The 13,365-nt window shown below is 49.5% G+C and carries 12 protein-coding genes; 6 read left to right on the forward strand and 6 right to left on the reverse strand.

Annotated elements, in window-relative coordinates:
- Positions 1-61: 61 nt before the first annotated feature.
- Positions 62-523, reverse strand: a complete 462-nt coding sequence (locus tag FDX04_RS05550; protein ID WP_137370564.1) for a hypothetical protein — start codon at positions 521-523, stop codon at positions 62-64.
- 1,434 nt (positions 524-1,957) lie between these two features.
- Here FDX04_RS05550 and FDX04_RS05560 point away from each other — a divergent pair.
- Positions 1,958-2,302, forward strand: coding sequence for a DUF1294 domain-containing protein (locus FDX04_RS05560; protein ID WP_137365550.1), 345 nt, complete (start codon positions 1,958-1,960; stop codon positions 2,300-2,302).
- Positions 2,303-2,327: 25 nt separating this feature from the next.
- Here FDX04_RS05560 and FDX04_RS05565 read toward each other — a convergent pair whose 3' ends face one another.
- On the reverse strand, positions 2,328-3,119 hold the full coding sequence (locus tag FDX04_RS05565) for an MBL fold metallo-hydrolase (RefSeq protein WP_137349801.1): 792 nt from the start codon (positions 3,117-3,119) through the stop codon (positions 2,328-2,330).
- A gap of 191 nt (positions 3,120-3,310) precedes the next feature.
- On the opposite strand from FDX04_RS05565, the gene FDX04_RS05570 reads away from it, so the two are divergent.
- Both FDX04_RS05570 and FDX04_RS05575 read left to right on the forward strand, forming a co-directional pair.
- Positions 3,311-4,150, forward strand: a complete 840-nt coding sequence (locus FDX04_RS05570; RefSeq protein ID WP_137370566.1) for an aminoglycoside phosphotransferase family protein — start codon at positions 3,311-3,313, stop codon at positions 4,148-4,150.
- A gap of 120 nt (positions 4,151-4,270) precedes the next feature.
- Positions 4,271-5,299 carry a HoxN/HupN/NixA family nickel/cobalt transporter gene (locus FDX04_RS05575; protein ID WP_137370567.1) on the forward strand — a complete coding sequence of 343 codons (1,029 nt, stop codon included), beginning with the start codon at positions 4,271-4,273 and terminating at the stop codon, positions 5,297-5,299.
- 86 nt (positions 5,300-5,385) lie between these two features.
- On the opposite strand, the gene rstA is transcribed toward FDX04_RS05575, so the two are convergent.
- Positions 5,386-6,120, reverse strand: a complete 735-nt coding sequence (gene rstA / locus FDX04_RS05580) for a two-component system response regulator RstA (RefSeq protein ID WP_170975143.1) — start codon at positions 6,118-6,120, stop codon at positions 5,386-5,388.
- A gap of 126 nt (positions 6,121-6,246) precedes the next feature.
- On the opposite strand from rstA, the gene FDX04_RS05585 reads away from it, so the two are divergent.
- Entirely contained in the window at positions 6,247-6,582 is a 336-nt protein-coding gene (locus FDX04_RS05585; RefSeq protein ID WP_032939759.1) for a GlpM family protein, read from the forward strand.
- Here the strand turns inward: FDX04_RS05585 and folM are convergent.
- The 3 genes from folM to ydgH all read right to left on the reverse strand — a co-directional run bounded on the left by folM (position 6,579) and on the right by ydgH (position 9,910).
- Entirely contained in the window at positions 6,579-7,301 is a 723-nt protein-coding gene (gene folM / locus FDX04_RS05590; RefSeq protein ID WP_137370569.1) for a dihydromonapterin reductase, read from the reverse strand. The genes FDX04_RS05585 and folM overlap by 4 nt on opposite strands.
- Before the next feature lie 36 nt (positions 7,302-7,337).
- Complete coding sequence (locus FDX04_RS05595; RefSeq protein WP_137370570.1) at positions 7,338-8,720, reverse strand: amino acid permease; 1,383 nt, start codon at positions 8,718-8,720, stop codon at positions 7,338-7,340.
- Positions 8,721-8,965: 245 nt separating this feature from the next.
- Complete coding sequence (ydgH, locus tag FDX04_RS05600; protein ID WP_042308569.1) at positions 8,966-9,910, reverse strand: DUF1471 family protein YdgH; 945 nt, start codon at positions 9,908-9,910, stop codon at positions 8,966-8,968.
- A gap of 525 nt (positions 9,911-10,435) precedes the next feature.
- Between ydgH and pntA the strand changes: the two genes are divergently transcribed.
- Together pntA and pntB are read left to right on the forward strand one after the other, a co-directional pair.
- Positions 10,436-11,965 carry a Re/Si-specific NAD(P)(+) transhydrogenase subunit alpha gene (gene pntA, locus FDX04_RS05605; protein ID WP_137370571.1) on the forward strand — a complete coding sequence of 510 codons (1,530 nt, stop codon included), beginning with the start codon at positions 10,436-10,438 and terminating at the stop codon, positions 11,963-11,965.
- A 10-nt stretch (positions 11,966-11,975) separates the two neighbouring features.
- Positions 11,976-13,364, forward strand: a complete 1,389-nt coding sequence (gene pntB / locus FDX04_RS05610) for a Re/Si-specific NAD(P)(+) transhydrogenase subunit beta (RefSeq protein ID WP_038640472.1) — start codon at positions 11,976-11,978, stop codon at positions 13,362-13,364.
- Position 13,365: the final 1 nt, after the last annotated feature.

Consider the following 13,365-nt stretch of genomic DNA (forward strand, 5'->3'; position numbering starts at 1 on the left):
CAGCACGAGTTTTGGGCGGTCCAAAAATGCCTTGTTGGGTTTGGCGGAGCCAGAACTTGTACTATCGGGTATTTGAAGGGGGGGTAGCTCCCTTATTCATCCAAATTGAAAGTGAGAACAAAATGGCAATACATATAATCATTATCAAAATAACCAAAGCGTATTGAACCGTCCATTCATCCGGTTCAATTTTGGATAATATCAGCAATACAGCAGATGCAATGCCTAACATAACGGGTTCAAATGCCTCATCTGGGCCGTGTGTCACTAACATGTAAGCTAACTGAATGCCGCACGAAATAGCGAGTGCCAGTGATACATACAATAATGTATTTATACTAAGGAGTTGCTTCGAAAGTTGCCACTGCAGAATACCAGCGTCTGGAGACAATGTCTGAATGATTTCGATTAAACCTTTGCATGAGAGCAAAAGAGTTAATGTGATAAAAATACAATATTGGATAATGTAACTTACTATTTTAGCGTAATGTTCACTACCATCGCGCGTGAAAAATTTAGGCATGAAATATGCCTCCATTGTAAATATTGTTTATTTAAACCACTAATTATATTTTTTAAAGTAGTATTTTGGAAGAAATAGAACAATATTATTGTTGCTGGAAATGTTGTTTTTTACAATTTTAATTGCTCCTTAGGCAATAATCCCCGCGGCTAAAGTAGGTTAGCAAGACAAAAGCATAAGCACAGAAGCTGCAAACAAAACGGCAAAGTTGAAACTCAGGGGGTAATTTTTTAATCGCGGGGATGACATTGCAGCAATGCTGTCAACGTTGGACGCGAACACCCGATAGGCTATCAGATGATCATGGTGAGTTACCGTGATGATAACCAGCGGGAGAAAATACTACGTGACAACGTCACTAAACAGGTGTGAGATCTATGCTCTAAAAGCTGTTTAGCTGATTCTCATTTTCTCTATACTCAATCAAGGTGCTCGGGTCTTTTTGGCGCTACTGGGTGGTGAGCTTGCGCGATGGCTTTTGGGTGGTGATCGAAGTAGAGATACATGGTAGGCGATATTTTGGCCTGCATATTAGTTTTCTACATTTAGAGGCTGCATCAACCCATTTTGATTTACAAAATTCTAAAAAATGCTGATGATCTATTCTATTTCAGCATAAACGATCTGTTTTTAGATCTCATGGTCTCGCCAGTTTGCAGGGTTATAATCGGCGAACCAGCATAAAACTCTGATTGAGAAAATCAAAACACGTCATTATCGCAGATGGTACCAGTGTGACCACGAAAGACAGAGAGTGTATTAATTCTGCTGGCGGTACGTCAATATATGCACAGGTTGAGTTTCTGAATGGCGGTGATGTTGATCATCGTTGCATGGCTATTGCCCACACCAAAAAGCAGGAGGTTTGCATGTGGGCCTGTCGCGGTGTACCTCAACCGAAAGATGATTGCTAATCGTAGTCTGTAATAAAAGGGCCGGAGGATGAGACATCATCATCCCCGGTAATAGGTTAGCAAGATGTTGTAGTGTTCTCCCAATTACAGGGTGGTCTCATGGACGAAATTAAGCAATAATATTTAACATGAAGTTAACTCAATATTAACATTATTAATATTTCCCCTGTGAATATATGCGTGATATTGGCGCTGCAAGGATTGTAGGGGTGGCTTTATGGTGAATAGTCAGTAGATTAAGGCTAAAAAAATAATGAATAAATGATGGGGCTAATACTTGATCCCACAATCTGCGATATCAGTCTGAATTGTGCCAATGGTTACGACAAAATGGCGAAACGCGACTGGTTGGGCGGTATCCAGACCGTTACGCCAGCAGCAGTATTTTGCAAATGCTATTATCGGTGAAGTGATTGTAAAACCCATCCGCTAGCAGCAGAATGAGCGCCTGAACAAGGAAATCACCGAATACGCAATATAATGCGTACTGATACTCTCAAAATTGTTGTGATATAAAAATATGAATTTCAATCGTTGTTGTTATTTGCTACTCATTTTCGCAGCAACAGGCTGTATTTTCACCGCACATCCCTGGGTTATGTGGCTCATACTTGCCAATATACTAACGATGGCGCTATACGGCGTGGACAAAATGGCCGCGCGTCAGGCCTGGCGCAGGGTGCCTGAGTCTACATTGCTGATGTTTGGTGTTGTTGGCGGGTGGGTTGGTGCGATAGCGGGTCAACAAATTTTCCGCCATAAAACACAAAAGCAACCATTCAAAACCTATTTTATTATCAGTGTGATAGTCAGTCTCTCGCTGATGGGGGCGGTTTATCAGTTCTATCCATTTTCATCTTCCTGAATGAGGGGGAGAGTAAACGGCCCGATTATCTAAGGCAGGAGATATACTTTTCGCCTGAACGGCGTACGATTTCATCGGCATTGTCCGTAATATCTTTTCCCTCAAATGCACCGTAGAGTTGTTTAAATTTCACCATACTCAGGCGCTGGGTGATGTCGCTGACCGTAGCGGCTGGCAGCGGCAGCATATTGGGGTAACTCCACATAAAGGAGACGGCGTGCGCCCCTGGTGTGACCTGAACGATGTCGCCGGAAAGCACCAGGCCTTCATTTCGTGCCCAGTGCAGAACACAGCCGCCGGAAAAATGTCCCCCAAGTCGTATAACACTGACGTTTCGGGCCAGTTCAAGGGTGTCGCCTTGCCAAAATTTAATCCACGGGCTGTCGCGCATTACCCACTCGCTATCACTGGCATGGAGGTAAATTGGGGCATTAAATTCTGCAGCCCAGTCCTGCATAGTGGTGTAGTAGTGAGGGTGTGATATCGCAATAGCCTTAAGCCCGCCCAAAGAGGTTATGAGCATTTTCGTGGCGTCATCGAGTGTGGCAATACAGTCCCACAAAATATTGCCCTCGGGAGTGAGCAGGATAAACGCGCGCTGATTAATCGCAAAATCAGGAACGGTGTGGATGCTGAGAAGATCGCTGTTGTGTTGTTGCCACTTATTTGTGTGTGAAGCGCAAAGGGCGGCAAAATCGATCCATTTCTGCCCTGTCGCGGGGACATACTGGCGTTCATCATTACAAATAGCGCAATGTTGTGGATGAGAATTCGTTTTCTCATAGGATGTCCCGCAGGCTTTGCATAAAACGATCATCGCGTCTTCCTCATTTAACAACCACAATCAGCATGGCACACAGAGACATAAGAAGGTGCCCGTTAGTGCTCTGGTCTATAAGCAAGAGAGGATGAAATCGGCACGCGGTGGCTCAATCAGGTGAAAGCAGGAATAATGGCTACACAGTCCACGTCGGTTGTCATCTTCCGGCGCAAAAATGAGGGTATTGTTTGAAAAATCGTCTGTTCAACGCCTGGCTTAGCCGCTGGGGACTCATTCCTGATGGTGAGGCATTTGAAACGCACACATCGCAGCTTTTGCCTGTGGTGGTCAAGGATGGGCAGAAAGCGATGCTCAAGCTTACCGACGATGACAGTGAACGCAACGGCTGCGCACTCATGGTCTGGTGGAATGGTAATGGCGCAGCAAAGGTACTGGCCTATGATGATGGGGCGATTCTGTTAGACCGTGCGACAGGGAGGCGTTCTTTAGCTGAAATGGCGTGGTCTGGCAACGATGCGCAGGCCTGTCGCATTATTTGCCATGCGGCCAGTCGGCTCCATCTACCGTGGAATGCGTTAACGCCTGCTTTAACCCCGCTGCATCATTGGTTTCGCGATCTCGCTCCTGCAGCGAAAAAACATGGCGGCATCATGACACGTTGCGCTGAGGTGGCAAACGTACTGCTCTCATCTCCCCAGAATGAAGTCGTATTGCACGGCGACTTACACCACGGCAATATTCTTGATTTCGAAATTAAAGGATGGCTGGCAATCGATCCGAAAGGGCTGGTAGGCGAGCGTGGGTTTGATTACGCCAATATTTTTACCAATCCGGATCTTGCCGATCCGACCCGGCCTGTCGGTATTGAGCCAGAAAGATTCCTGCAACGCGTGAATATCGTATCAGAAGCTGCCGGGATTGAACGGCAACGTCTGTTAATGTGGATTATTGCCTGGTGTGGATTATCGTCCGCCTGGTTTCTGCAAGAGGGGGACTGCGCGGCTATACCCCTGCGCATCGCGGAGTTAGCGATGGAGGAACTCGCATCAGGTGGTAATCAACTTTGATCTACGACACTGGGTTGGTAATTCTTAAGAGTTATCATTAGCCTGGTAAACGTTTTATTAATCAATCAGTGAACGGCGGTGTGGTGTGTTGTTTAGCGCAAATTTGACAGGCTGGAAACAATGAACACATTGTTTTCAATATTAAAAAAACGCCCAAACATTATTTCGTTGATGGTTTTACTCATCGGGGCAAACATTGTGGCGTGGCTGTGGGCTTTCACCGCGTTTAGCAACAACACGTCGTTACTGGCGCTGAGTCTAATCGCGTGGTGCTATGGTTTGCGCCATGCCGTAGATGCCGACCATATTGCCGCGATAGACAGTGCGACGCGTAAACTCATGCAACAGAAAAAACGCGCCCTGACGACGGGAGCCTGGTTTTCACTTGGTCACTCTACCATTGTGGTGCTGGCAAGCATTGGTATTGCGCTGACCACCAGCGTATTTAAGCAGCATATGGCATGGTTTCAGAATGTCGGCGGTCTTATCGGTACCACGGTCTCTGCCGCATTTCTGCTGATTCTGGCTACCATTAATCTCATTATTTTCTGCCATATCTGGAAGGCTTTTCGCCATCTTAAACGTACCGGTACTTACGCTGGCAATGCGGAAGATATGACGGTTTCAGGCCCGCTGAACTGGCTTTTCCGCTCCGCTTTCCGCCTGGTAGGTAAAGACTGGCATATGTATTTTGTCGGTTTTTTGTTTGGCCTGGGTTTTGATACTGCCACTGAAATTTCTCTGCTGGGTATTTCTGCCTCAAGCGCGTCCAGTGGAATGTCGGTCTGGTCAATATTAGTTTTCCCGGCGCTGTTTACCTGCGGCATGGCGCTGATTGATTGCCTTGATAGCATCCTGATGGTTGAGGCCTACGGATGGGCGTTTAATAAGCCCCAGCGCAAGCTTTATTACAATATGACAATCACCGGCACCTCGGTGATTGTTGCGCTATTTATCGGTGGACTGGAGGCGCTCGGACTGCTGTCTGATGCCTTTTCACTCCAGGGGGGATTGTGGGACACCGTCAGCAATTTGAGCGACCACATGGGGAATGTCGGCTTCGTGATTATTGGCGTCTTCATCGGCTGCTGGATTATTTCCGCAGTGAATTACCGTTGGAAAAAATACGACGGACTGACGTTCAGTTGAGATACAAGCTAAAACCGATTAATAAATTATTGTGACACTGTCACGTTTATAGGGCCGTATAATAAGCGAGATACGGCCCGATGGGTTTACTTGTCAGATTCATCGTCCCAGGCGTGCGGTGCGAACAGGTAACCTTTGTTGCGTACCGTTTTGATTCGATAGGGCTCTATGGCGTTATCGAGCAGTTTTTTACGTAACCGGGAAATCGCCACATCGACGCTGCGATCCATACCGTCATAGCTTACACCGCGCAGGTTCTTCAGCAACGCATCGCGGTCCATAATCTGCCCGGCATGGGTTGCCAGCTCCCACAATAATTCAAAATCGGCGGTGGAAAGAGAGACTTGCTTGCCGCCGAGTAGCACGGAGCGGTTGGTTGGGTCGATAGTGAGTGTACCAAAGCGTAGCGTGGTATGCGGTGTGATGGTCGCTGCCTGAATACCTTTAGACTGGGCTGAATGTTCGCTCTGACGCAAATGCAGGCGTAGCCGTGCAAGCAGCACGGCCGGAGGCGTTGTTTTAAGGATGTAGTCGCAGGCACCCATTTCCAGCGCCAGGATATGGTTCATGTCGCTGTCCAGAGAGGTCAGCAGGACAATCGGACCCTGCCAGCGTCCACGTAAATCGCGGCAGATTGTCATCCCGTCTTTGCCCGGCAGCATGATATCTAACAACACCAGATCGGGTTGAACTTGCAGGATTTTCTCCTCAGCCAAATCACCACGAGGTTCAAGGATAACCTCAATGTCATGCCGGGCCAGATAGGCGGCAATCAGCGAGCCAACTTCGGGATCATCTTCAACAAATACGATGGTGTTCATATCATTCATTTTGAATATAAAACGCCAACATACACCGCCCTCGTTTTTCCTTCCATTAATCTTTTCTAAACAAGAACGCTTCCGTTATGCTAGGGGCTGATGTTATTGATGTGTTAAGGCAGGGTGATGGGACTCGTTATCAAAGCGGCGCTGGGTGCGCTGGTGGTCGTATTGATTGGTTTGCTCGCTAAAACAAAGAATTACTATATTGCTGGATTAATCCCGCTGTTCCCGACATTCGCGTTAATTGCCCATTATATCGTGGCCAGTGAACGTGGGATCGAGGCGTTGCGTACCACCATTGTATTCAGCATGTGGTCAATTATTCCCTATTTTGTCTACCTCGTTTCGCTGTGGTATTTCACCGGCTTTATGCGCTTACCCGTCGCGCTCGGCGGGTCAGTAGTGTGCTGGAGCCTGAGCGCGTGGTTGCTGATTTTTTGTTGGATTAAACTGCATTAACGCAGATGACGCCCGCCATCAAGGGCAAAACTACGTCCTGTGACAAAGCAACTGGTCAATAGATAGTCAATTAAATCAATGACTTCTTTTTCACCGGGCGCCGTTTTCATCAATGATTTATTCAGAGCCTGCTGGCGATATTCAGCATTGTCACTCTCGTTGAATAGGATCAGCGAGGGGGCAATTGAATTCACTTTGACTTCTGGTGCCAGTTTGCGGGCGAATGAGCGAGTCATATTGTCAAGCGCCGCTTTACTGGCAGCATAAGCAATGTGCTTGTCGCTGCCACGCTCTACAACATAATCCGTAAAATGGATAATATCGCTGGCTGCATGTCCGTGACCGCGTAACAACTCTTCCAGGGCGTGGTTGAGTAAGTAGGGCGTATTGACATGAATTTGCATCATGGCCGACAGCACTTCGGTTAGCGGCGTGCCCGGCTTTTCTGCCACCCAGGCACTGGCATTATGCACAATGGCGCGCAAACCGTTCGTCTGTCTTTTAACCTCATCGGCAAAGGCTAACACGCCTTTATCGGTAGAAAAGTCAGCCTGGATACACAACGCGCCAGCTTCGCACAAGCCATCAATGGCCGGGTAATGAGTCCGGTAACTGACAATAACTGGCTGTTTTTGATTGAGAAAATGCCATGCGACGGCGAGGCCGATGCGACGACCTCCTCCAGTGATAAGAATCGGCAAAGGGGGCTTTTTACCCATCGTAATCTCCAGGTTTCGCAAACGATGGGGATAGCGTTACCCCACCAACATCCAGGTCGCCGGAACTGCAGCAATAAGCAGCAGGCCGATCAGTGCCATCTCCTGGCGTTTTAATACATTTTCATGCGCGTGTGTTTTACGGGCATAAAGGAAAACCAGTAGTCCTGGCGCGTACAGCACCACAGACAGTAGCAAGTGCATCGGACCTGACGCATACAATAACCATATGCCATAAATGCTCGCACCGACACCAACTGCTTTATGCAACGGACGGGTCGCTATTTTCAGCAAAAATGCGCCGACCAGCAAATAGGGCACCAGAATCATCTCTGAGGCAATGGTCAGTAACGTATTGTAGTCGGAACCTGTGAGCCAGATCAGCACCAGACAGATTTGGACGCAGATGTTGGTCAGCCACAGCGACGCGGATGGCGCACCCTGCGCATTCTGACGCGCGAAGATCCGTGGAAACGCTTTGTGGGTAGAGGCGAGGAACGGCACTTCCGCCGCCATAATCGTCCAGCTTAAATAGGCACCGCAAACGGAGACAATCAGGCCCGCGGCGATAATAATTTCGCCCCATGGTCCCATCATTTTAACCATCAGACCGGCCATTGATGGGTTGCGGATTTCTGCCAGTTCGGGACGCGCAACAACACCCAGCGACAGCAGGGTGACCAACAGATAAACGCCCAGCGCAGCAAGCACCGCCAGCAGCGTGGCGCGTCCGACATCGCGTTTGTTTCGCGCGCGGGCAGAAACCACCACTGCGCCTTCCACACCGATGAATACCCACAGGGTAATGAGCATAGTGTTTTTGACCTGCTCCCAGACGGGGACGCCTAACGCGACGCCGGTAAAATCCAGACTGAAGGTATCGAGTTTAAATAGCATGAACGCCAGCACGATAAACAGGCCAAGCGGCAGCAATTTGGCCAGGGTCGCAACCAGATTAATGCTGGCTGCGGTTTGCACCCCACGCAGCACCAGAAAATGGACTATCCACAGCAGCGTTGATGCGCCAACGATAGCCTGCCAGGTATTACCATCGCCAAAAAGGCGTAATTCCGGCGTGTCGGTAAAGAAGCTGAGCGCAGAGAAGACGATAACCAGATACGAAACGTTAGCGATAACGGCGCACAGCCAGTATCCCCATGCAGAGCAGAAGCCAATCAGTTCCCCGAAACCTTCGCGCGCGTAGGTAAAAATTCCACCGTCCAGATCAGGTCGGATACGCGTCAGGAGCAGCATGGCAAAGGCGAGCAGCAGAATACCCGCACCGGTAATCGCCCAACCAATCAGTAATGCAGCTGGGCTGGCAACCGCCGCCATATTTTGTGGCAGGCTGAAAACACCAGCGCCGAGCATTGAGCTTAGAACCAGCGCGGTCAGTGCGCTCAGACCCAATTTCTTTTCCATTTGTATCCAGTTACTAAAACGAGAGTGAGAGAATAATTATTTTGGCAAACCGCATAAAAATGGTGAAAGCCACTAAGGCGCGGGATTTTACGGAGAGAAGAGAACGCATGCAATGGGGATAGAGAGATTTGTGACTAATAGTGTGAAAAGTTGTCTTAATATTCGTGTTTTTGTTCGGGCTGAGGATTTAACGAGGAAAAATTATCAGGTCTACAAGAGCTGTAGACCTGATAGAGCATAGGATATTACTTATACAGGTCAGCGCTAATGGTCATGTTGTTACCACGTTCTGACCACTGGCGAGTAATGTGATAATACTTCGCGCCTTTCTTCGCTGCGCGCTTGGCAACCTGATAAGAGACTTCGGTCATATTACCGTAGTTACCGGTGAACTTGATGCTGTCGAACGGAACCATCATTGCAGCAGTCGCTTTGTTCAGCTCTTCAACTTTCGTTCCATCCGGCAGCGTGACGGTGTAACGTCCACCTTTGGTGGATTGCGTTTCGAAGAAGCGACCAACTTCAGCACTCGGAGATGCGGTAGTCGCAACGCCCGGGATCTCAACTTTCTTAGCAGCTTCACCGCCTGCAGCTAACGCGGCGCGACCGGCATCAGAATCAGCCGGAATTGCATCAGGGCTTTGTACTACGCGTTTTTTCGCATCCGCTTTATAGATGAATGCGGTAATACGCTGGTTACCACCCTGGTTGGCATCGACCTGGCGAACGATATAGAAGGAGTAAGCCCCTTTCTCTTTTGCCGCTTTGGTGATGGCATCATTCACTTCAGGTTGGCTGCGGTAGAAGCCCTGTACCGTAACGGTATCGTAAGGTTCTATCAGAACGGCCTGATCTTTAGGTAACTCCATCACACCGTTAATGATACGGTTTTTGGATGCTTCCGCTTTTTCAGCGTCGGCTTTATAGATGTCGGCTACAACGCGCCAGTTACCGCCACTGCCAAAATCTGAGGTATCAACAACATAAAAAGAGGCTGCACCGTCTTTATCTGCACGACGTGATACGGCATTCACCGCGTCGCCGATCGCATTAAAACGACCGGTAACCACAATGCGGTCATAGGGTTTCAGGGCAGCAGCTTGCTCCGGCGTCAATTCTGTCGCTGCATTTACAGAAAAAGCAGTCGCAGAAATAAGTGCGGACGCCAGGAGAGTGTTCTTAAGCTTCATAAAAATAATCCTTCGCCTTGCGCAAACCAGGTACTGGTATTGTTATTGACTAGAAACGTCGCTGATTATTGCATTTAAATTGTGTCAGTGTCTGCGTCATTTTTCACTCATCGTGCCACAGGGTGTAACAGTGTCGATAACATTTTGTGATATGTCCAAAAATTCGGCGTTTGGAGGCTAAAACTGATAAAACAGTTGAATTTCATAAGTTAATTTAATGTTAACCAATTGTTCTGTGGTGGTGCTTAATCATGTTTTGCCGCTTCGCTTGAGCGAATTATCAGTCATTGCGGGCTATTTAAAGGGCATTATCCCTGTCTGCGGGCGAATTCATCCCTGTTTTGCGAATTTCATAATAAATACTGTTTTTTGGCGCTAGATCACAGGCTCCATTTTCAGTAGGTTATACAGAGTTTGTTACTGTTTTATTTTATTGAGGTAACACTGACCTCTTTCGAGAGTGCGCGCATGCCTCGTGCGAACATTGATAAACCATCATCATAAATACAGATGGAAGGGAACATTATGCGAATTGGCATACCAAAAGAACGGTTAACCAATGAAACCCGTGTCGCAGCTACGCCGAAAACGGTTGAGCAGCTGCTGAAGCTGGGTTTTAGCGTCGCGGTTGAAAGCGGCGCAGGTCAACTGGCGAGTTTTGACGATAACGCGTTTGTGCAGGCAGGCGCAGAAATTGTGGACGGGAATGCTGTCTGGCAGTCAGAGATTATTCTGAAGGTCAATGCGCCGGAAGAGGCGGAAATTCCGTTGCTGAATCCGGGCACGACGTTGGTGAGTTTTCTTTGGCCCGCGCAAAACCCGGAGCTGCTGCAAAAGCTTGCAGAGCGGAATGTGACGGTGATGGCGATGGACTCCGTGCCGCGTATTTCGCGTGCGCAGTCGCTTGATGCCTTAAGCTCGATGGCGAATATCGCCGGCTATCGCGCCATTGTTGAAGCCGCACATGAATTTGGCCGTTTCTTTACCGGACAGATCACCGCCGCGGGCAAGGTTCCACCTGCCAAGGTCATGGTGATTGGTGCTGGTGTGGCGGGGCTGGCAGCGATCGGGGCGGCAAACAGCCTGGGCGCTATCGTCCGCGCGTTTGATACCCGTCCGGAAGTGAAAGAACAAGTTCAGAGTATGGGCGCTGAATTTCTCGAACTGGACTTTAAAGAAGAGGCGGGCAGCGGCGACGGCTACGCTAAGGTGATGTCCGAAGCATTCATCAAAGCCGAGATGGCGCTTTTCGCCGCTCAGGCAAAAGATGTCGACATTATCGTTACAACGGCATTGATCCCGGGCAAACCAGCGCCGAAACTGATCACCCGCGAAATGGTTGATTCGATGAAAGCGGGGAGTGTAATTGTCGATCTCGCCGCGCAAAATGGCGGTAACTGCGAATATACCGTGCCAAACCAGGTGACCACCACCGCGAACGGTGTGAAGGTTATCGGTTATACCGATTTGCCAGGTCGTCTGCCGACGCAGTCTTCCCAGTTGTACGGTACCAACCTCGTCAACCTGCTCAAACTGTTGTGCAAAGAGAAAGACGGCAACATTACCGTTGATTTTGACGATGTGGTGGTGCGTGGCGTGACGGTGGTTCGCGAGGGTGAAATTACCTGGCCTGCGCCACCGATTCAGGTTTCAGCTCAGCCGCAGGCTGCGCCAAAAGCGGCTCCAGCGCCGAAAGAAGAGAAAAAACCTGTTTCACCATGGCGTAAATATGCGCTGATGGCGCTGGTAGTCATTTTGTTTGGCTGGCTTGCCGACGTCGCCCCGAAAGAGTTCCTCGGTCACTTTACGGTGTTCGCGCTTTCCTGCGTGGTGGGTTACTACGTGGTCTGGAATGTGTCGCACGCGTTGCATACTCCGCTGATGTCCGTGACCAACGCCATCTCCGGGATCATCGTTGTCGGTGCGTTGTTACAAATTGGCCAGGGTGGCTGGGTGAGTTTCCTGAGCTTTATCGCGGTGCTTATTGCCAGCATTAATATTTTCGGTGGCTTCACCGTGACTCAGCGCATGCTGAAAATGTTCCGGAAAAACTAAGGGGTAGCATATGTCTGGAGGATTAGTTACAGCTGCATACATTGTTGCCGCGATCCTGTTTATTTTCAGCCTGGCGGGACTTTCGAAACACGAAACCTCCCAGCAGGGTAACAACTACGGTATCGCCGGAATGGCGATTGCGCTGATTGCGACGATTTTTGGCCCGGATACCGGCAATGTTGCCTGGATCCTGGTGGCGATGATCATCGGCGGCGCGATTGGTATCCGCCTGGCGAAAAAAGTCGAGATGACCGAGATGCCGGAGTTGGTGGCGATTCTGCACAGCTTCGTTGGTCTGGCAGCGGTACTGGTGGGCTTTAACAGCTACCTGTATCACGATACGGGCCTGGAACCGATTCTGGTGAACATTCACCTGACGGAAGTGTTCCTCGGTATCTTCATCGGTGCGGTGACCTTTACCGGTTCCGTGGTGGCCTTTGGCAAACTGCGCGGCAAGATCTCCTCTAAACCGCTAATGCTGCCAAATCGTCACAAGATGAATCTCGCGGCGCTGGTCGTTTCCTTCTTGCTGTTGGTGGTGTTTGTTCGTACTGAAAGCGTTGGCCTGCAGGTTCTGGCGCTGCTGGTGATGACCATCATCGCGCTGGCCTTTGGCTGGCATCTGGTGGCGTCCATCGGTGGGGCAGACATGCCGGTAGTCGTTTCAATGCTCAACTCCTATTCAGGTTGGGCGGCGGCAGCGGCAGGCTTTATGCTCAGCAACGATCTGCTGATCGTTACCGGTGCGCTGGTAGGTTCGAGCGGTGCGATCCTGTCTTACATTATGTGTAAGGCAATGAACCGTTCGTTCATCAGCGTTATTGCGGGCGGCTTCGGTTCTGATGGCTCATCTACGGGTTCTGATGAAGAGGTGGGTGAACACCGGGAGATTAATGCAGAAGACACAGCAGAAATGCTGAAGAACTCGCATTCCGTGATCATCACTCCGGGCTACGGTATGGCTGTGGCTCAGGCGCAATATCCGGTGGCGGAAATTACTGAGAAGTTGCGTGCCCGCGGCATCAAAGTGCGTTTCGGGATCCACCCGGTAGCAGGGCGTTTGCCGGGTCATATGAACGTGCTGCTGGCGGAAGCCAAAGTGCCATATGACATTGTGCTGGAAATGGATGAAATCAATGATGATTTCGCCGACACCGATACCGTACTGGTTATTGGCGCCAACGATACGGTAAACCCGGCGGCGCAGGATGACCCACGCAGCCCGATCGCCGGTATGCCAGTGCTGGAAGTGTGGAAAGCGCAGAACGTTATCGTGTTTAAACGTTCAATGAACACCGGCTATGCTGGCGTACAAAACCCGCTGTTCTTTAAAGAAAACACCCATATGCTGTTTGGCGATGCCAAGGCCAGCGTGGATGCGATTCTGAAGGCGCTGTAAT

The sequence above is a fragment of the Citrobacter sp. wls615 genome, from assembly GCF_005281355.1.
In the GTDB taxonomy this organism is placed as follows: Bacteria; Pseudomonadota; Gammaproteobacteria; order Enterobacterales; family Enterobacteriaceae; genus Citrobacter; species Citrobacter werkmanii.